At 70.2% G+C, this 18,640-nt stretch carries 21 protein-coding genes; 14 read left to right on the top strand and 7 right to left on the bottom strand.

Annotated elements, in window-relative coordinates:
* Positions 1-19 precede the first annotated feature (19 nt).
* The 6 genes from ACLF6P_RS11120 to ygfZ all read left to right on the top strand — a co-directional run bounded on the left by ACLF6P_RS11120 (position 20) and on the right by ygfZ (position 5,090).
* On the top strand, positions 20-769 hold the full coding sequence (locus ACLF6P_RS11120; protein WP_415949849.1) for a hypothetical protein: 750 nt from the start codon (positions 20-22) through the stop codon (positions 767-769).
* Positions 766-1,716 (top strand): hypothetical protein, encoded by a 951-nt coding sequence (locus tag ACLF6P_RS11115; RefSeq protein WP_415949848.1) that lies wholly within the window; start codon positions 766-768, stop codon positions 1,714-1,716. The genes ACLF6P_RS11120 and ACLF6P_RS11115 overlap by 4 nt, the downstream gene beginning before the upstream one ends.
* Positions 1,713-2,648 carry a hypothetical protein gene (locus ACLF6P_RS11110; protein WP_415949846.1) on the top strand — a complete coding sequence of 312 codons (936 nt, stop codon included), beginning with the start codon at positions 1,713-1,715 and terminating at the stop codon, positions 2,646-2,648. The genes ACLF6P_RS11115 and ACLF6P_RS11110 overlap by 4 nt, the downstream gene beginning before the upstream one ends.
* A 311-nt stretch (positions 2,649-2,959) precedes the next feature.
* Positions 2,960-3,532, top strand: coding sequence for a heme-binding beta-barrel domain-containing protein (locus tag ACLF6P_RS11105; protein WP_415949844.1), 573 nt, complete (start codon positions 2,960-2,962; stop codon positions 3,530-3,532).
* 68 nt (positions 3,533-3,600) lie between these two features.
* Positions 3,601-4,044, top strand: a complete 444-nt coding sequence (locus ACLF6P_RS11100; protein ID WP_415949842.1) for a Fur family transcriptional regulator — start codon at positions 3,601-3,603, stop codon at positions 4,042-4,044.
* Positions 4,045-4,103: 59 nt separating this feature from the next.
* On the top strand, positions 4,104-5,090 hold the full coding sequence (gene ygfZ / locus ACLF6P_RS11095; protein WP_415949840.1) for a CAF17-like 4Fe-4S cluster assembly/insertion protein YgfZ: 987 nt from the start codon (positions 4,104-4,106) through the stop codon (positions 5,088-5,090).
* A 73-nt stretch (positions 5,091-5,163) separates the two neighbouring features.
* On the opposite strand, the gene dtd is transcribed toward ygfZ, so the two are convergent.
* Positions 5,164-5,601 (bottom strand): D-aminoacyl-tRNA deacylase, encoded by a 438-nt coding sequence (gene dtd, locus ACLF6P_RS11090; RefSeq protein ID WP_415949839.1) that lies wholly within the window; start codon positions 5,599-5,601, stop codon positions 5,164-5,166.
* Between the two features lie 498 nt (positions 5,602-6,099).
* Between dtd and ACLF6P_RS11085 the strand changes: the two genes are divergently transcribed.
* From ACLF6P_RS11085 to ACLF6P_RS11070, 4 genes are all read left to right on the top strand, one after another.
* Positions 6,100-6,615, top strand: coding sequence for an RsiG family protein (locus tag ACLF6P_RS11085; protein ID WP_415949838.1), 516 nt, complete (start codon positions 6,100-6,102; stop codon positions 6,613-6,615).
* A 74-nt stretch (positions 6,616-6,689) separates the two neighbouring features.
* Positions 6,690-7,670 (top strand): asparaginase, encoded by a 981-nt coding sequence (locus tag ACLF6P_RS11080; RefSeq protein WP_415949837.1) that lies wholly within the window; start codon positions 6,690-6,692, stop codon positions 7,668-7,670.
* Between the two features lie 464 nt (positions 7,671-8,134).
* Positions 8,135-8,641, top strand: a complete 507-nt coding sequence (locus ACLF6P_RS11075) for a GtrA domain-containing protein (protein ID WP_415949865.1) — start codon at positions 8,135-8,137, stop codon at positions 8,639-8,641.
* A gap of 95 nt (positions 8,642-8,736) precedes the next feature.
* Positions 8,737-9,981, top strand: a complete 1,245-nt coding sequence (locus tag ACLF6P_RS11070; RefSeq protein ID WP_415949835.1) for a GNAT family N-acetyltransferase — start codon at positions 8,737-8,739, stop codon at positions 9,979-9,981.
* Between the two features lie 46 nt (positions 9,982-10,027).
* Here the strand turns inward: ACLF6P_RS11070 and ACLF6P_RS11065 are convergent, their stop codons facing one another.
* Positions 10,028-10,213 carry a hypothetical protein gene (locus ACLF6P_RS11065; RefSeq protein WP_415949834.1) on the bottom strand — a complete coding sequence of 62 codons (186 nt, stop codon included), beginning with the start codon at positions 10,211-10,213 and terminating at the stop codon, positions 10,028-10,030.
* Between the two features lie 207 nt (positions 10,214-10,420).
* Between ACLF6P_RS11065 and ACLF6P_RS11060 the strand changes: the two genes are divergently transcribed.
* Positions 10,421-11,374, top strand: a complete 954-nt coding sequence (locus tag ACLF6P_RS11060) for a winged helix-turn-helix domain-containing protein (RefSeq protein WP_415949833.1) — start codon at positions 10,421-10,423, stop codon at positions 11,372-11,374.
* Between the two features lie 5 nt (positions 11,375-11,379).
* On the opposite strand, the gene ACLF6P_RS11055 is transcribed toward ACLF6P_RS11060, so the two are convergent.
* Complete coding sequence (locus tag ACLF6P_RS11055) at positions 11,380-11,568, bottom strand: hypothetical protein (protein WP_415949832.1); 189 nt, start codon at positions 11,566-11,568, stop codon at positions 11,380-11,382.
* 161 nt (positions 11,569-11,729) lie between these two features.
* Here ACLF6P_RS11055 and ACLF6P_RS11050 point away from each other — a divergent pair, with 161 nt between their 5' ends.
* Positions 11,730-12,623: a GntR family transcriptional regulator gene (locus ACLF6P_RS11050; protein ID WP_415949831.1), complete on the top strand. Its 894-nt coding sequence runs from the start codon at positions 11,730-11,732 to the stop codon at positions 12,621-12,623.
* Positions 12,623-13,366 carry an HAD family hydrolase gene (locus ACLF6P_RS11045; RefSeq protein ID WP_415949830.1) on the top strand — a complete coding sequence of 248 codons (744 nt, stop codon included), beginning with the start codon at positions 12,623-12,625 and terminating at the stop codon, positions 13,364-13,366. The genes ACLF6P_RS11050 and ACLF6P_RS11045 overlap by 1 nt, the downstream gene beginning before the upstream one ends.
* Before the next feature lie 113 nt (positions 13,367-13,479).
* Here ACLF6P_RS11045 and ACLF6P_RS11040 read toward each other — a convergent pair whose 3' ends face one another.
* Positions 13,480-13,671 carry a hypothetical protein gene (locus ACLF6P_RS11040; protein ID WP_415949829.1) on the bottom strand — a complete coding sequence of 64 codons (192 nt, stop codon included), beginning with the start codon at positions 13,669-13,671 and terminating at the stop codon, positions 13,480-13,482.
* A 148-nt stretch (positions 13,672-13,819) separates the two neighbouring features.
* On the opposite strand from ACLF6P_RS11040, the gene ACLF6P_RS11035 reads away from it, so the two are divergent.
* Positions 13,820-14,782: a GntR family transcriptional regulator gene (locus tag ACLF6P_RS11035; RefSeq protein WP_415949828.1), complete on the top strand. Its 963-nt coding sequence runs from the start codon at positions 13,820-13,822 to the stop codon at positions 14,780-14,782.
* Here the strand turns inward: ACLF6P_RS11035 and ACLF6P_RS11030 are convergent.
* The 3 genes from ACLF6P_RS11030 to ACLF6P_RS11020 all read right to left on the bottom strand — a co-directional run bounded on the left by ACLF6P_RS11030 (position 14,707) and on the right by ACLF6P_RS11020 (position 18,589).
* Positions 14,707-16,953 (bottom strand): phosphotransferase, encoded by a 2,247-nt coding sequence (locus ACLF6P_RS11030; RefSeq protein WP_415949826.1) that lies wholly within the window; start codon positions 16,951-16,953, stop codon positions 14,707-14,709. The genes ACLF6P_RS11035 and ACLF6P_RS11030 overlap by 76 nt on opposite strands.
* Positions 16,954-17,106: 153 nt before the next feature.
* Positions 17,107-17,868, bottom strand: a complete 762-nt coding sequence (locus ACLF6P_RS11025; protein ID WP_415949825.1) for an ABC transporter permease — start codon at positions 17,866-17,868, stop codon at positions 17,107-17,109.
* A 175-nt stretch (positions 17,869-18,043) separates the two neighbouring features.
* On the bottom strand, positions 18,044-18,589 hold the full coding sequence (locus ACLF6P_RS11020) for a GNAT family N-acetyltransferase (RefSeq protein ID WP_415949824.1): 546 nt from the start codon (positions 18,587-18,589) through the stop codon (positions 18,044-18,046).
* Positions 18,590-18,640: the final 51 nt, after the last annotated feature.

Raw genomic sequence — 18,640 nt, 5'->3', positions numbered from 1 at the left:
CTCGGGCCCGGAGCGGGGTTTGACGACGGCCTCCGAGGCGCCCGCCCGGCCCAAGCCGCGCCGCGGGCGTACGGCGGCGCTGGTCCTCGCCGCCGCGCTGGTGGGCATCGCGGGCGGCGCCGCCTACGGGTACACGGTCCAGGCCGACCGCGATCCGGAGCCGCTGCCCGCGCTGTCGCAGGCGGATCTGTCGTACCCGGCGAAGGCGTCGAAGGCGGCACGGAGCGCTGCAGAGCGGCACAAGACGGACGGCGATCTGCGCAAACTGCTGCTGCCCAAGCCGTCGGGAGCGCAGGACGCCGTCTTCTCCACCTTCGAAGGCGGGATGCTGCCGGTCGACCACTGGATGTCGGTGCGTGCCTACTCCGAGGGCTTCGAGGAACCCGGCGCCATGTTCGAGTTCATCAACGGCCTCAGCGTGCGCCGGATCGCGTCCTCCGAGTGGACGCAGGGCCGCGACCGCGAGCGGCTCACCGCCGTCCGCCTTGTGCAGTTCGGCAAGAACGAGTACCCCGAGGCCATCGACTTCGCCCGGGACCGGATGTACTACCACGCGGAGAGCGAGAAGCAGGGGGACGTCAAGGGGAGCACGGAGGGCGGCTGGGCCCTGTATCCGGTCTACAACGAGCCCGGATTCCTGCCCGTGTACCAGGCCGAGGTGATCGCCGTCAGGGGGAACATCGTGGTCGACGCGACCATTTTCGATACGAAGCCGATCAAGGCGGCGGATATCCGCAAGCTGGGCGAGAGGCAGGTGGCACGGCTGTGAGCGAGACCCCGGACAACCCACCGGAGCCGGTCACCCCGGCGGCGCCGGAGCCGGTCACCCCCGCGGTCCCGGAGCCGGTCACCCCGGCGGTCCCGGAGCCGATCATCTCGGCTGCACCGGAGCAGATGACCCCAGCGGCCCCCGAGACCGGCCTCGGCGCCCCGGAGGCTCTCACCTCCGGCCCCGCAGGCCCGGAGCAGCCTGCCCGCTCCGCTCGTGTGCGCAGGGCGGCTGCCGTCGCGCTGCCCGTCCTGCTGGTGCTCGGTGCGGTCGGCGGCGCAGCCTTCCACATCAAGTCCGAGGCGGACAAGGCCGATACGACCGTGGCCACCGACCGCTGGGGCAAGCAGGCCGAGCCCGGCAAGGACCCCGCGGGTGACATCGACCGTGGCCGCCACGACACCGAGCTCTCCCAGCTGCTGCTCCCGGTGCCCGGAGGCCACCGCCTCGGCCCCGAGGGCGATGAGTACGGCAACGATGTGGAGATGTCGGGCAAGGAGGCAACGGCCCTGATGAAGTCCGCTGCCACGGGACTGACCGGCAAGGACCGCCGCAGGTTCCTGAAGCTGATCGACCGGCAGGGCATCGAGGGAGTCGCGGGCCGCAGCTACGCCTCCTTCGGCGGCGACATCGTGTACACGGTCCACATCTCCAAGATGAAGGACCGCCGTGCGATCAAGGACATGCACTCCTTCAACATCGAGGACTTCGGTGAGGCGCCCGGCGTCAAGAAGGGGCCGAAGATCGACGGCCACAAGTCGGCCAAGTGCTTCATGCTGCCGACGGAGCGGAAGAACGGGGTCGACGGCGCCTACTGCTCCGCGTACACGGAGGACCTGCTCGTCCAGGTCGAGGTGTTCGGAGTGAAGAAGCTGGCCAAGGACGATGTCGCGTGGTTCGTGAAGGACCAGCTGGACCACATCGAGTCGCCGGGGGAGTACGTATGACCGACCAGCAGCTTCCCGCGCCGCCGGCCCAGCCGCCCGCGCCGCCGGCCCAGCCGCCGGCGCCGCCCGCCCAGCCTCCCGCGCCCTTGCAGCCGGGCATCCCGGCCCAGCAGTCCGGCCCCGCGCCTTGGGGCGGCGTCACCCCGGTCGAGCCCGTGGGCCCGGCCGGCTGGGTGCAGCCACCGCCGCCGAAGCCCTCGCTCAGGGACCGCCGCGTCCTGCGGGCCGTCGCCCGCTGGAGCCTGGCGGTGCTCGTGTGCGGGGGGCTCGGCGCCGGAACCGCGTACGGCATCACCGCCATGGACCGCGGCGACGTACCCGGGCTCGCGACCCAGGCGGACGGCCGCTGGGAGTACCCGCGCCTCGAGCTCCCCGCGCTGCCCCAGGGCGCACCGCGCCCGTTCAGCGACGCGAACCTCGGCGAGATCCACCACGCGGACCTGAAGGACCTGATCCTGCCCGCGCCCGAGGGCGCGAGGGGCGACACGGGTGCCGAGGTGGTCGCGAACCAGAAGTTCGCCGACCTCTTCGCCAAGTACCAGCGGCAGACCATCGCGGAGGGGATGCGCGAGTTCGGCGTACGCGAGGTGGTGACCCGCTCCTGGATCGCCGCGGACGGCACCGAGACGCGCATCTACCTGGTGCGTTTCCCCTCGGTCGGCTACGCGGACGCCTTCGCCGACGCACATCCCGCGGCAGGCCGCCGCCCGGCTCTCGAAGAGGCCCTGGAGACCAAGTACGACAAGCACTGGGAGCCGCTGGACGGCTCGAAGACCCAGCTGTACGTGTACGCGTCCGATGACGAACATGCCAGGTACGGGTTCCTCGCCTCCGGCGACACCCTCGGTCTCGTCATCCAGTCCAAGCGGGGCGGTGCGGAGGTCATCCCCTTCCACCAGACGCTGGTTCTGCAGACCCAGCTCCTGAACTGACCGGCCCCGGCCGCGTCACATCCACCTGGACGCACCTCACAGCACCTCACAGCGACCCCCGGGCCCCAGCCGACTAAGCTGGGGCCCGGCCCGTACCTGCCACACCACAGCTCACAAGGAGCACCCCCGTGCTTGAGGCATTCTTCTCAGCCCTGCTCGTCCTGGTCTGCGTCGGCGTTCTCGCCTTCGCCGGACTGGCCGTGAAGAAGCTGTACCAGGGTCAGCGCTGACCGCCCGTACGGTCGAACCTGCCGCGCGCTGACCGCCCGTACATCCCGTACGCCCCGTACGCCCCGTACTGAGAGCAACTGATGATCGAGATCCCGTCCGACCTGAACCCCTCCCTCGTGCCCCTCGCCTTCCTCCTCGGGAACTGGGCGGGCGCGGGTGTCTCCGACTTCCCGGGCGCCGAGAAGTGCAACTTCGGGCAGGAGGTCACCTTCAGCCACGACGGACGTGACTTCATCGAGTACCACTCGCGGACCTGGGTCCTGGACGCCGAGGGCAACAAGGTCAGGCCGCTGGAGACCGAGTCCGGTTTCTGGCGGGTCGACGACCAGCGCAAGGTCGAGGTCGTGATGGTCCGCGACGACGGTGTCGTCGAGGTCTGGTACGGCGAGCTCGCCGACAAGAAGCCGCAGATCGACCTGGCCACGGACGCCGTCGCCCGCACGGCCGCCTCCGGCCCGTACAGCGGCGGCAAGCGCCTCTACGGCTACGTCAAGGGCGACCTGATGTGGGTCGGCGAGAAGCAGACCCCCGAGGTCCCGCTCCGCCCGTACATGTCGGCGCAGCTGAAGAAGGTCGTGACGCCCGAGGAGGTCGCCGAGATGGCGCGCAACCTCCCGGACATGCCGGACGACGGGATCGCCTTCTTCAAGTAGGCCCAGGCCCGAAGGGTTCTTCGAGCATCCCCGCTGCCCGCCGCAGGGCCCCGCCTACACTGGGCCCTGTGGTGAGCACCGACTGGAAGAGCGACCTCAGGCAGCGCGGCTACCGGCTGACGCCGCAGCGTCAGCTTGTCCTGGAGGCGGTGGACACCCTCGAGCACGCCACGCCGGACGACATCCTCGCGGAGGTCCGCAGGACCGCCTCCGGGGTGAACATCTCGACGGTCTACCGCACGCTGGAGCTCCTGGAGGAGCTCGGCCTCGTCAGCCACGCCCACCTGGGCCACGGCGCCCCCACGTACCACCTCGCGGACCGGCACCACCATCTGCATCTGGTCTGCCGTGACTGTACGAGCGTGATCGAGGCGGATGTCTCGGTCGCCGCGGACTTCACGGCGAAGCTGAAGGCGGAGTTCGGCTTCGACACCGATATGAAGCACTTCGCGATCTTCGGTCGCTGCGCGTCCTGCACCGCGAAGGCCGAAGCCGCCGGCGGGAAGCAGTAAGGGCGACGGCGCCGACGGGAAATAAAACGACGCGTCCGCCCGTCGTACATTGGGTGACCATGCAGCAGTTTTCGAAGCCGAAGCGCAGCCCCCTGCTCTCCCTGCCCGGTGCCGTCCCCGCGGAGGGCGCCGACGAAGGTGTCGCCGCGCACTACGGCGAGCTGTACCAGGAGCAGCGTGCCCTCGCGGACGGCAGCGGGGTCGTCGACCTCTCGCACCGCGGGGTCCTCACCGTCACCGGCGAGGACCGGCTCTCCTGGCTGCACCTCCTGCTCACCCAGCATGTCGAGCAGCTGCCCCCGCACCAGGCCACCGAGGCGCTGATCCTCTCCGCGAACGGGCACATCGAGCACCACCTCTCCCTCGTGGACGACGGCACGACCACGTGGGCGTACTTCGAGGCCGGTACGGGCGAGGCGCTGTTCGCGTACCTGGAGTCGATGAAGTTCTTCTACCGGGTGGAAGTCGCCGACCGGAGCGAGGAGTTCGCGGTCGTGCACCTGCCCGCCGGTTCCATCGCGCCGGTCCCGGACGGGGTGGTCGCCCGGGAGACCCCGTACGGCCGCGACCTCTTCCTGCCGCGCGCGTCGCTCGAGTCGTACGTGGCCGAGAACGGCCCCGCGGTCGGCCTCCTCGCCTACGAGGCGCTCCGGGTCGAGGCGCACCGGCCGCGGCTCGGCTTCGAGACCGACCACCGCACCATCCCGCACGAGCTGGGCTGGATCGGTTCTGCCGTGCACCTGCAGAAGGGCTGCTACCGGGGCCAGGAGACGGTCGCCCGGGTGCAGAACCTGGGCAAGCCCCCGCGCCGCCTCGTCTTCCTGCACCTGGACGGCAGCGAGGTCCATCTGCCCGGGCACGGCGCGGAGGTCCGGCTCGCGTCCGACGGGCCGGAGGGGCGCAGGATCGGCTTCGTGACCACCTCGGCCCGCCACCATGAGCTGGGTCCGATCGCCCTCGCGCTGGTCAAGCGGAACACTCCGGTGGACGCGCCGCTGCTCGCGGGGTCCACGGCGGCGGCGCAGGAAGTCGTCGTCGAGCCCTGAGCCGTCTCCGGGCGGTACGGCGGTACGGCGCGGTACGGCGTATGTAGCGGTACGGCTGTGTGCGGCGGTACGGCTATATCTCGAGGAGCACGGTGAACGGGCCGTCGTTCGTCAGCGAGACCCGCATCGACGCGCCGAACCGTCCCGTTCCCACCGTCGCCCCCAACGCCCGCAGCTGAGCGACCACTTCCTCGACCAGCGGCTCGGCGACCGCGCCGGGCGCGGCCGCGTTCCAGGTGGGGCGGCGGCCCTTGCGGGCATCGCCGTAGAGCGTGAACTGGGAGATGACGAGGAGGGGCGCGCCGAGGTCCGAGCAGGACTTCTCGTCGGCGAGCATCCGCAGCGTCCACAGCTTGCGGGCCAGCTGTGCGGCCTTCTCCTCGGTGTCGTCATGCGTCACGCCGACCAGGACACACAGGCCCTCGCCGCTGAACTCGCCGGTCGTCTCCGGCCCGTCCGCACCCTGAACGACAACACTCGCCCCATCCACCCTCTGCACCACAGCACGCATGCGTCACATCATGCCTCCCCGCCACACCGGCCCCCGCCACACCGGCCTCCGCCACACCGGCCCCCGCCGGACCGCACCACCCCGTACGTACGCCACCCCGCGCCATCCCCCAGCCGACCCATCCGCCGCGTAATGCCATGCACCTATCCGGGGCCGAATGAGTGCACCGGACCACATTCCGGGCGCCGTCAGTGGCACGATGCGTACACGACGGTGCACCGCACCGGCCGAGGGGACGTGACAGAGCGCATGAGCACATCGAGTACCGGACAGCCTTCCGGGGCCGTGCAGACGGCCCGCACCGCGGGTGCCGAGACCGGTGCCGTGTCACGCCCGCCGGCCCAGCGGGGGGCCTGCTCGCCCTCGGGCGCCACGGGTGGCGCGGGCGGTGCGGGCGCTTCGAGCGGTGCGGGCGCTTCGGGCGCTTCGGGGGCCGCGGGGACTCCGGGTGCCGCGGGCTCCACGGGCGGGGCGGGCCGGGCGGGCGGCGGATGCCCCATGCCCGACCTGCCGGAATACGACCTGCAAGCGCTGCGCCTGCCCGAGCTGCGCACCGTGCGCCGCACCTCGCAGCAGGACGAGGCCGACCTCAGCTATCTGCGGCGGCTTCTGCACGGCCGTATCGACATCCTGCGCGCCGAGCTCGCCCGCCGGCTGCACACCCGTGCGCCGGAGGCCGCGCCGCCGGACCCCGGGGTGGTCGAGCGGCTCTCGGAGATCCTCGCCGACGCCCCGTCCACGCACCGCTCCTCGGCCCGCCACGTCACCCTCGGCACCCCGCACGGCGAGGAGTACCGGCGGCTCGCGGCCGAGATGCTCGCCGAGGTGGAGCTGAGCGACCTGGACGCCCGTACGGACGACGAGCTGCACGCGGCCATGGGGCGCCTGGTCCGGCACGAGCAGCAGGTCTCGCGCCGCCGTCAGGTGCTGCAGCGCACGGCCGACGATTGCAGCGCCGAGATCGCCCGCAGGTACCGTGAGGGAGAAGCACAAGTAGACGACCTGCTGTCCTGAGCCGTTCCCGGAGCGCGTAGCCGTTCCCCCGGGGGTGCCACGGGCGGGGGTCCGCCCCACCCGGAAGGCCGATGATGACCTCCACGAGCTCCGCCCCCGCTCCCGCCGACGCCGCGATATCCCCGGTCCTCGCCGAGGTCGTACGATCCGGCTTCGTCGAGGGCCATCACCGGGGCTCCCTCGTCGTCCTCGCCGCCGACGGCAGCATCGAGCACGCCATCGGCGATGTGGCGGCGCCCGTCTTCCCGCGCTCCTCCAACAAGCCCATGCAGGCCGCCGGCATCCTGCGCACCGGCCTCGACCTGGGCGGCGAACGCCTCGCCCTGACCGCGGCCAGCCACTCCGGGGAACCCTTCCACCTGGACCTGGTCCGCAAGATGCTTGCCGAGCAGGGCCTGTCCGAGGAGCAGCTGCAGTGCCCGCCCGACCTGCCGCTCGATCCGGCCGAGGCGGAGACGTACCTGGCCGCGGGCCACACCCGCGACCGCGTCACGATGAACTGCTCGGGCAAGCACACCTCGATGCTGGCGGCCTGTGTCCAGGCGGGCTGGCCCACGGACAGCTACCTCGACCCCTCCCACCCGCTGCAGCAGCTCATCCGTGAGGTCGTCGAGACGGCGGCGGGCGAACGGGTCGCCGCCATCGGCACGGACGGCTGCGGTGCGCCGCTCATGGCGCTCTCCCTGACGGGCCTGGCCCGTGCCTTCCGCCACTTCGTGCTCGCCGGGGAAGGCAGCCCGGAACGCCGCGTCGCCGATGCGATGCGCGCCCACCCCGAGTACGTGGCGGGCACGCGGCGCCCCGACACCTGGCTGATGCGCGAGGTACCCGGCGCCCTCTCGAAGATGGGCGCGGAGGCGGTCCAGGCCGTCGCCCTCCCGGACGGCCGTGCCCTCGCCTTCAAGATCGACGACGGCGCGATACGGGCCCTGGGCCCGGTCCTCTCCCGAGCCCTCACCCTGATGGGCGTGAACTCCCCGGCCGTCACCCGCATCGGCAAGGCCCCGCTGATGGGCGGCCCCACGGAGGTGGGCCGCATCACCCCGGCCTTCTGACCTCCGCCGCCCTAGGGCCTGTCTGGAGTTCCTCCCGCGGCGTCGCGGCGTCGCGGCGCCTGGCGCCGCTCCTTGCTCCACGGGTGGCGCCGAAGTGGCGCCAAGTTGCTGTGTGTGGCGCTTGCAGAGGGCGCGCGAGCGGCAACGGCACCTCCGTACCCGTACGATTCCGTCGACCTCGTACGCGCCTGCGCGCCGGCTGACCTGCATGTATGTCAACCTCAGCCCTTGCGTGGTGTCATGAGTGGTGCCGTTGGCGCCATAAATGCCTCGCAGTGGCGCCATGTGTGTGCCATGATGGCGCCATCGGTGAGTTCGGCCTTCCCCAGCGGTCCAACCCGCGAAGGACCCGAGAGCCGGTGTCAGGAAGCAGCCATCGGCGCGGTCATAGGGGTGTGGACACCATGGGTACGGCACACAAGCCGCAGGCACACAAGCCGCAGGCACACAAGCCGCAGACACACATGCCGCAGGGAGGCGGGCAGGCCCCCGGCCCCATCGCGGCCTTCACTCGCTTCGTCCTCTGCGGAGGCGGCATAGGCCTCCTCTCCAGCCTCGCCGTGGCCGCCCTCGCCACCCGCCTCCCCTGGATCCTGGCGAACACCGTGATCACAGTGGCCTCCACCCTCCTCGCCACGGAACTGCACGCCCGCTTCACCTTCGCCGCCGGCACCCGCGCGACCCGGCGCCAGCACGTGCAGTCGGCCGGTTCGGCGGCCGCGGCGTACGCGGCGACGAGCATCGCGATGCTGCTCCTGCACCTGACGGTGACGCACCCGGGCGCCCTTGTGGAGCAGGTGGTCTACCTCTCCGCCTCGGCCCTCGCCGGCACGGCCCGCTTCGTCGTCCTGAGGCTCCTGGTCTTCACCCGCACCCACCACCACACCGGGCCCACCGCTTCCACTCCGCCCGCCTTCACCGGCGTGCCCCTCACCCCCCGCCCCGCGACGGCCCTCGCCCCGGCGGCATGAATCCGGCGGCATGAATCCGACCGCATGAATCCGACCGCAACAGGGCGAAGCCAAAACCGGATGCACCCCTGGACACCCCCACCTACCGTGACCCCATGGTCGACATCCGCTCCCTCGAAGACGCCGACATCGCCGACTGGATGAGGGCCCTGAACACCGGGTTCCTGCGCGCCCCCACCCCCCTCACCGAGGAGCAGCTCGCCGAGCGCCGTTCCACTCTCGACCTGGGCCGCACCCTCGGCGCCTTCGACGACGGCCGGTGCGTGGCCACGTACCGTTCGATCCCGCAGCAGCTCACCGCCGTCGGCGGCCGGGCGGTGGCGGCGAACGGTGTCACGGGGGTCACCGTCGCGCCCACCCACCGCCGCCGCGGTCTGCTGAGCCGCATGGTGAGCAGGGACCTTGACGCGGCGAAGGAGCGCGGCGACCTGGTGGCCACGCTGATTGCCGCGGAGTATCCGATCTACGGGCGGTACGGGTTCGGCCCGGCGACCTGGACCACCCAGTGGGAGATCGACGTCCCGCGTACCGGCCTCGACCCGCGCCGGTCGGGGCCCGAGTGCGGCGGGCGGATCGACCTCGTCGACGGCGCGGACGTCCGCCGCCTCGGCCCGGGGCTGCACGAACGGCTGCGTGCCGCGCAGCCCGGCGCGGTGGACCGAGACGAGCGCTGGTGGCGCGTGAGCACGGGCGTCACTCAGAGCCCGTTCCAGCCCTGGACGGAACCCCACTACGCCGCCTACCGCTCACCCGGGGGCGAGCTGGAGGGCCTCGTCGCGTACGAGCCGGTGCAGGAGTGGAGCGACAACAAGCAGCCGCGGAACACCCTGAGGGTCCGCGGCCTCGACGCGGTCACGCCCACCGCCGAGCGGGCCCTGTGGCGGTACCTGGCCTCGGTCGACTGGGTCACGAAGGTCCGTACGGGCCCGCGCGCCCCGGATTCCCTGGCGCCCCTGTGCTTCCCGGATCCCAGGGCCGCCTCGGTCGTCACACAGGCTGACTTCCTGTGGGTGCGGATTCTCGATGTCGTACGGGTCATGGAGGCCCGTGCGTACGGCGCCGGCGGATCCCTCGTCCTGGAGATCGACGACCCGCGGGGATATAGCGGCGGGCGCTTCCTGCTGGAGGCCGGCCCGCAGGGTGCGAGCTGCACGCCGACCACATCGAGCGCGGAACTCTCGATGGGGATCGGCGAGTTGGCGCGGCTCTGGCTCGGTGACGAGTCGGCCGTACGGCTCGTGGCGCTCGGCACGGTGGTCGAGGAGCGCCCCGGTGCGGCCGCGGCGGCCGACGCTCTGCTGCGTACGTCCAGGCGCCCATGGTGCCCGGACATGTTCTGAGGAGCTGTTGTCAAACCCCCGTCCGGGCGGGCCGGGGGCCGCCCGGTCAGCCGGACTGGGTGAGCAGCATGACGAGGATGACCGCGCCGATGCCGCTGAACGCGGTGTTCTTGGCCTTGATGCCGACGGTCAGCGCGACGAACGCGATGATGCCCAGCGGTCCGTACTTCCACTCGATGGCCTGCTCGAAGGCGAGCGCCAGACCGGCGACGAGGATGGCGATGAACGGCATAGCGGGCCCTCCTTGAGGACGGGGAGGAGTCCTGGCGGCCGGTCGCACTCCATCGGGGACCAACCAGGCAGGGATATGACCATGTTGTGCGGGAGGCTTCCAGCTTCCCTGAGTTGGTTACCAACTCTCCAAGGTCTATGTGCCCTTGATGCCGATCGATAACCAGGTTTCCCGCAACTTCCGGAAGATGGCGAGAAGTTGTACCATTTGGTTGTGAGCCCGCAGCATGCATCTCATGAAGAGGTCCACAGCGGTCCCCGGAGCGCGGAGCGCGCCCGCAGGACACACCGCGAGGTGGCCGACGAACTGCGCGCGAGGATCCGCTCCGGCGCGCTGATGCCGGGTCAGCGGATGCCGACCCAGGCACAGTTGGCGGTCGAGTTCGGCGTGGAGCGCGGTGCCGTACGCCAGGCGCTCGCCATCCTGAAGGCCGAGCACCTGCTGACCAACGCGACCAAGGGGAGCCCTGCGACGGTCGCGGCCGATGCGGCGGAGGTGATGCACTCCTTCGCCGGCGCGGAAGCACCGCCGATGCCGACCACGGTCGCCCTCGGCCCCCGTGTCACCGCGGCCTTCTCCGCGCCCCAGGTGGAGATCGACGCGATCTGTCTGACTTCCGTGTCCCTGACCCTCGCGATCGGCGAATCGCTGCGCCATATCCACGCGGGGGGTCGGAAACCGGCCAGCGTCAAGCTCCGCGTGCTGCTGCCCAGCCGCCATATCGAGCTCGCCTTCCCGGTGCCCGTGGAGGGCGGGGCGGCCGGCCGGGAGGAGAGTTCGGCCGTGCGCGGGCAGTGGCTCGCCCAGCGCAATGCGCAGGGGCAGGTGCTGCGCCACAACCTGCTCGCCCTGCGCGCCACCCACGGCATCGACGTGCAGGTCACCTTCCGTGCCCTGCCCTTCACGCCGCCGGTGAAGCTGTACCTCCTCAACAATTCGGAAGCGCTCTTCGCGTACTACACGCTCACCCGGCGGGACACGCAGATCGACCACGAGAACATCGAGATGTACGACGCCCAGGGAACGCAGTCGATGCTCTTCGCCTTCCAGCAGGGGAGCGGGCTGCGCGACACGACGTTCGTGGAGCAGTCGCACCTGTGGTTCAACGCGCTCTGGGAGACGATCAGCTCGCCACTGGAGCTGTCGCCGACCGCCTGGTGAGGTGCTCAGAGAGCGGGGCCCGCGACCATCACGGCGAGCACTACGGCTCCGAGGGAGCTGCACGTGGGATTCTTCGCCTTGATACCGATGGTCAGCAGCAGCAGACCGACGATCCCCATGGGCCCGTACTGCCACTCCACGAGCCGCTCGAATCCCAGGACGAATAGTGCACCGAGGACGGCGATGACTGGCATGGTGGTTCCTCCTTCGGGACGGGGAGGAGCTACATGAGCCAAGCCTTACCAACTGTCGGCGACTTGGTAAGAGTTGGCTCCTATCCTCACCAAGTTTGTTCCCTTGGTTGATAAGTCGAAACAACTGCGGCCAGCTCAAGGTGAGTTGTAACCTTCTCTTCGTGACCCAGGCCCGGGAGAGCGTGACGGTGAACGGCAGGAAGCCCTCGCACCAGGAGATCGCGGAGATACTCCGCGGCCGGATCGTCAGCGGCGAGCTGCGGCCCGGCAGTCGGCTCCCCACACAGGGGCGCCTCGCCGAGGAGTTCGGCGTGGAACGGGGCACGGTCCGCCTCGCCCTGAAGATGCTCCAGGACGACGGCCTCCTGAAGAACATCACCAAGGGCGCACCACCCCAGATCGCCCCGCACGGCGCACCGGCCGAGCGGACCGGACCGCAGCCCACGATGGTGGGCCTCGGCCCGCAGCTGGTCCGCGCCTTCGAGCAGCCGCGCGTACGGATCGACGCGCTCAGCCTGACCGCCGAGACGCTGATGATCGCCCTGGGCGAGCCGCTGCGCCGGGTCCACGAGGGCACGCTCCACCCGGAGGCGATCGAGGTCCGACTGCTCCTGCCGAGCCGCGATATCTCCCTCGCCTTCCCGATCCCGGTCGACGGCGATACGGAGGCGGTCCACCAGCGCTGGCTCGACCAGCGCAACGCGCAGGGACACGTGCTGCGCCACAACCTGCTCGCCCTGCGCGCCACCCACGGCATCGACGTGCAGGTCACCTTCCGTGCCCTGCCCTTCACACCGCCCGTGAAGCTGTATCTCCTCAACGGCTCGGAAGCGCTCTTCGCGTACTACATGATCACGCGGCGCGAGGAGACCGTGGGCACCGACCAGGCTGTGGAGCTCTTCGACACCCTCGGCAGCAAGTCCCTCCTCTTCTCCTTCGAGGGGGCCCTCGCGGCAGAACCGGGCGTGGGCAAAGACGCGTCGTTCGTGCAGGAGTCGCAGAGTTGGTTCGACGCACTCTGGAACACGATCGCGGGGGACCTGACACTCTCTTAGTGACTTCTGAATCGACGCAGACCGAACGGGCGGCCAAAGTGATCGAAGCAGTCCGCAATCTGATCACCGGCAGGAAAGCGGTGCTCTTCGACTTCGACGGCCCGATCTGCCGTCTCTTCGCGGGTCACCCCGCCGCCGAGGTGAACCGGCACCTGAAGCACTGGCTCGACGAGAACGGGGCACCAGACCTCATCGGGCCCGGCTGGCAGAGCGAGGACCCGCACGCCCTCCTCCGCGAGGTCGACCGCACCCACCCGGACCGCTCCCTCGTCGAGGGTCTGGAGGAGGAGCTCACCCGCGAGGAGCTCCGGGCGACGGACCGGGCATACCCCACCCCGTACGTGGACGGTCTGATCCAGACGTGGAGCGCGACGGGCGTCGGCCTCGCCGTCACCACCAACAACTCCCCGCTGGCCGCGGAGAAGTACCTCACCCAGCGCCGCCTGGTCCACTGCTTCAGGGGCGGCATCCACGGCCGCACCCAGAAGCTCCGCCACCTCAAGCCGGCCCCCGACTGCCTCCACCGTGCCCTGGACACCCTCCGCGTCCCGGCCCCGGACGCCCTGATGATCGGCGACACCCCCGCGGACCTGGAAGCCGCCCACGCGGCGGGCGTGGCCTTCCTGGGCTACGGCCGCGACCCACACCGCCAGGGCCGCCTGAAGGCGGCGGGCGCGGACGTGGTACTCGAATCCCTCGGCCCGGTCCTCGACCTGGTCTGGCAGGCGGCGGGTCCGACCTGAGGAGCTGTTGTCGAACCCCGCTCCGGGCCCGAGGGGTCTGATCCGAAGCGGGGTTCGACAACAGCTTCTGAGTCAACGGGCGGCCCGTTGGCTCGGGCGGCCGTACGCGGGGGTCAGCCCTGAACCATGATGACCATCGCAGCTATGGCGGCCGCATAAGCGACCGTCGAGCTGCGGGTTCGCACGGCTGCGACGAGGAGGGCAATGGTGATGATCACCGGCCCGCCTTCGGCGAAGTGCACGTGCTCGATCAACTGCCAGAGCATCACCGCGATTTCAATGGCCTCGGAAACTCTCACCATCACGCCTGCCCTCCCTTCGTTCAGTCCAACTGGACTGTTTGCATGAAAGTTGTGTGCCCTGGACTGGTGATCGACAGTCCATGCCATCAGCTGCGCGGACAAGTTGTCTGAAAGTGGTTTGTGGCCGATTGTGCGGCGGTACGTTGAGGGCGTGAACGAGAGTGGCGGGGAGACGTTCCACGAGGTCGCCGACGAGCTGAGGACCCGGCTCAGGAAGGGGACCTACCGGGTCGGCCAGCAGCTGCCTCCGCAACGACAGCTGGCGGACGAGCTCGATGTCTCGCGCGACACCGTGTCGAGAGTGCTGCGCATGCTGGCCAAGGAGGGCCTGATCGAGGCCCGCCGAGGGAGCGGCACCCGGGTCCGCGAGCACCCGGAGACGCTCAGGGCCCAGCAGCAGATCCAGTCCCTCACCCGCGACGGAAGCAGCCGGCGGGTGACGCTCGGTCCGCTGATCGCCCGCGCCTTCGAGGCCCCCGAGGTCAGCCTCGACGTCTTCACCCTCACCTCCGAGTCCCTGGACGCCCACGTCAGGCTGCAGGCCGAGCGGGTGAGGTCCGGCGAGATCGCGCCGCGCTCGGTGACCGTACGCATGCTGCTCCCGGACGCGTCCACCCACCTCCCGTATCCGCGGAGCAAGGACAACCCGACGGACCCCCGCCCGCAGGAACGCCTGAGGGCCATCAGCGAGAACCACTCCCAGTCCCTCAAACGGGCCCTGGACGAACTTGCCAGGGAGGGACTCGTCCAATCCGTATCGGTCGAGATCCGCACCGTCCCGCTGGCACCCGCCTTCAAGGTCTACCTGCTCAACGGCCGAGAAGCGCTGCTTGGTCCCTACGAGGTCATCGAGCGCAGGATCGAGCTGCTGGACGGCACTCCGGCCGACATCATGGACGTGTTGGGACTCGGCTCCACACTGGCCCACCATGTGGCCGACGACGTGGACGCCACGTCGGCCGGTGCGGTCTTCGTGGCCAGCCTGCGGTCATGGTTCGAATCGCTGTGGGAGCTGCTGGCCACCCGCCCGGACAAGGATCACGGCGCCATGGGCTCGAGACCGTCGGCGCGCGAGGACACCCCGTCGACCCGGGGCAGGGACGGTTCGAGGTAGGGATTGGCGAGGTTGCGCGGACGCAGCCCCAGCGCGGCCGTGGCATCGGCCAGCGTCATGGCGTACCGGTCCACCGCGTAGCGCACATTGGGCGCGTCGAGCCCCTCGCCCGTCACCATCCGGTCCAGGTCGATATAGGCGGACCTGATGAGTTCGATCCACCGGTAGACCCGTACGTCGGCCTGCCACCCCTGCGTGTGGCCGGGGCCGAGTGCCCTGCTCCACCGGGTGAACATCCGCTCCCGGATGGCCGGACGTACCGGAGTGAGATGCAGATGCCGTACGAGGTCGTACAGCGGGTCGCCGACGACTGCCATCTCCCAGTCGATGATGGTCAGTTCGCCGGTGGCCTGCCGAACCAGGTTCCAGGGGTTGAGGTCTCCGTGGAGCAGAGCGAAACGGCGTGGGGTGACGGTGTGCCGCCGCAGCAGGGCGTCCAGCCGGTACTCGTCGGGAAGTCCCAGGGCGCGGGCGAACTTCTTCGACTCCGCGGGCAGTGAGGCGACCAGGTGGACCAGCTGTTTGCTGAGCCAGGAGTAGAAGTCGAGGCCCTCGGCCGCGGGGTCGAGTTCCCAGAGCGCCTCGGGCTCGACGGCCGCCAGGGCGGCGAGCTGGTCGACGAGGCTGTCGGCCTCGTGGGGCAGCAGGCCGTGCTGAGGGTGGTTCGGTGAACGGCCGTCACCCTCGGGGCCCTCGTAGGAGTGGATCGCGAAGTCGTCCCCGAGGCCGCTGGTGCCCAGCGCGAGCACCCGGGGTGCGAGCACCGCCTTCCGCGTGGCCTCGGAGTTCTCGATGAGACGAAGCACCGCGTGCTCGCTGAGGAAGCTCTGCTCCCGACGTCCGCCACCCGCCTTCCGCCGTACGACGACGGGTCTGAACCTGCCGGGGACCTGCACCACGGTGTTGAGATGCGCCGTTCCCTTGAACACGCGATGGGCGGGCGCCGCGCCCTCGGCGCGCAGCGCTTCGAGGACCATGGCTCTGCTGCAGTCCGGACGCTTGAAGCGTTCGTCGGGCTCGAAGGTGATGCCTCTGGCGGTCGCCGACGGGCCCCTGCCGCCGAAGCGTGCGGTGTGCCAGCGGTAGAGGATCCTTCGGATCTCCGTCCGCGAGACCTCGGCCAGCCGCAGCGGCGCGGAGGCCTTCCGCAGAGCTTCGGCCACCTGCTGTGTGGCCTGTTCCAGCCGCCGCGGGACCAACGTTTCGCCCAGGGACGCCGCGGCACGCATGACATCGGGAAACACCGACTGCGCGTACTCGAAGGCGAAGTAGTGCTTCAGATCCTGTGACAGGTTGTGCACCGCCTCGGGCCTGACCCGCTGCATGTCGGTCGCCCAGGCCTCGACGACCTCGCCCTGCTGGTGCTCGGGATAGTGCATCCGTACGAGGTGATTGGCCAGGTCGTACAACGGATCGCCCCACGAGGCCAGTTCCCAGTCCACGTAGACGAGGGGCGGCCGGCCGTCGTAGGTGACGATGATGTTGTCGCGGTGCAGGTCGGTGTGCAGGAGGCTGAAGGGGCGGGGTGACATCGGCGGGATGCGCTGTGCGAACTGCTGGAGCGCGTCCTCCGCGATGCCGAGGGAAGCGAACAGACCACCGAATTCGCGCCAGTTGGGTTTGCGGATCTGCTCGTCCGCCAGATGGGTCAGCGTGCGCAGATAGCCCCGGCTGTCACGGTGTGTGCGCGGCCAGCAGTCCGGAAGCCGCGGCAGGGATTCCTTGCGGACCTGCGCCATCTCGGCCAGCACGCCGGTGAGCGCCCGTACCAGCAAGCTGTCCACAGGCTTGCCGTTCTCGCACACGCCGGAGAGCGGAACGCCTTCCACATAACTGTGGATGGCTGTCCCCTCGTGCGTGGCCAGACGCTGCGGCACCTGCGGCAGCACCTGCTTCACCGCGTCGAGGATCGCTGCCTCGTCGGACCATGTCCTGATGACCACGCGCAGCGCATCGGACAGTCGGGTCCGCACCATGACATGGGTTCCGGGCGGCTGCCCCAGGAGCTTCGCCATGCCCTCGGTCAGAGCGGCCTTGAAGTTCCGGTTGTGGTGGCCGCGCGTCATCGCCCCATGGCGTCGCGCATGCTCCACGAAGGCCGCCCGCTGCGCGTACGGAGTCTGCGCCTTGCCTTGTGGAGGAGCGGGGCAGGGGTCGGGCTCTCCGGCCACTTCGGGCTCCTGATGGCTCCTGGATGTCAGCTGAGACAGCTGAGGTGCTGCACACCTTAGTGGTGGCTTGTGGAACCTACGACGTGGACGAAGGATTCATTGCTCCATCAGTGACCAGTTTGGTGACCCGTTCGAATTTCCGTCTCCGCCGGGTCACGCCGTCCGCCTACGGAACAGCCACCCCGAAACCGCCACCGACACCAGCAGGATTCCCGCGCACCACGCCAGCGCCACCCAGGGTGTCCAGCCCACCGGCTGCCCGAGCAGCAGTCCCCGCAGGGAGTCGATGACCTGGCTGATCGGCTGGTGCTCCGCGAAGGTGCGCAGCCAGGACGGCATCGAGTCCGTGGGGACGAACGCGCTGCTCGGGTACGGCAGGAAGCTGACGAAGAAGGTGAAGCCGCCGGCCGCTTCTGGGGACTTGGCCAGCAGGCCCACTGTCGCGCTCAGCCAGGAGAGGGCCAGGACGAAGACCGCGAGGATGGCGAGCGCCGCGAACCAGCCGGCCGCCGTGGCCGAGGGGCGGAAGCCGATGGCGAAGGCGAGGGCGAGGACCAGGGTGGTGGCGACCAGGTTGCGGGCCGCGGAGGCCGCGACGTGGCCCGCAAGGATCGGGGCGCCGCCGATGTCCAGGGAGCGGAAGCGGTCGATGATGCCGGTCCTGAGGTCCTCGACCACGGCGACGGCGGTGTTCGAGGAGCCGAAGCCCGCGCAGAGGAGGAGGACACCCGGGACCACCCACGTCACGTACGCGGTGGTCGTTCCGGTCTCGATGGCCCCGCCGAAGAAGTAGACGAAGACCAGGAGCAGCATCACCGGCAGCGCGAGTGCGGTGATCAGGGCGTCCACGTTGCGGCGGCTCAGGCGCAGGGAGCGGGCGCTCATGACGGCGGCGTCGGTGAGAGCGTCAGACATCGGCGGGGTCCTTGGCGAGAGGGGGTGTGGTGGTGGGGGCTTTCGCGGATGCCAGGGCGTTGGCGGACGGCGCGCCGGTGGACGGCTCGGTAGTGGTGGACGGCTCGGTAGTGGTGGGCGGCTGGTCGGTCAGGCTCAGGAAGACGTCGTCGAGCGTTGCCGAGCGGAGGGTGACTCAACCGCCCTCGCTGAGCTCCCCCTTGAGCAGATCGAGCAGCAACCCGTCGGCCCAGACGCCGCGCTGATGGTCGAACCACTGCTGCCGCAGTACTCCCACGCGCCGGAAGCCGAGCTGCTCGTAGCAGGCGATGGCGGCCGTGTTCTCGGCGGCGGGGTCGATGGTCAGACGGTGGTGGCCGCGTACGTCGAGCAGCCAGCGGGCCAGGGTGCGGATCGCGTCCGTACCGAGGCCGAGGCGGTGGTGGTCGGGGTGCAGGAAGATGTCGATGGCGGCGTACCGGAAATCGGGATCCGTCTCCTCGTCCCACTGAATCATGCCGACGGCCCCCAAGCTCTCGGCTGCGCTCGAGCTGGGGGTACCCCCTTCGCCCCCGACGGTGATCGCCAGATGCCGATGCCCGGGCTCGGCCAGATCCCCCTCCGGATCCGCCCAGTGCCACCAGCGGCGAACCTCGTCGGTGGCGAGCGCGTCACGGAAGACCGGCAGATCGCCCGCGACTGCGGGCCGCAGAGTCACCTTGTTGCCGTGCAGTGCATCCATCAGGACCTAGCCAGGGGACGCCCCGCTTTAGCGGGGTGGGGAATGGCTTCT

The sequence above is a fragment of the Streptomyces lothianensis genome (assembly GCF_047779955.1).
Classification (GTDB): domain Bacteria; phylum Actinomycetota; class Actinomycetes; order Streptomycetales; family Streptomycetaceae; genus Streptomyces.
This window is presented reverse-complemented; position numbering and strand designations above follow the sequence as displayed.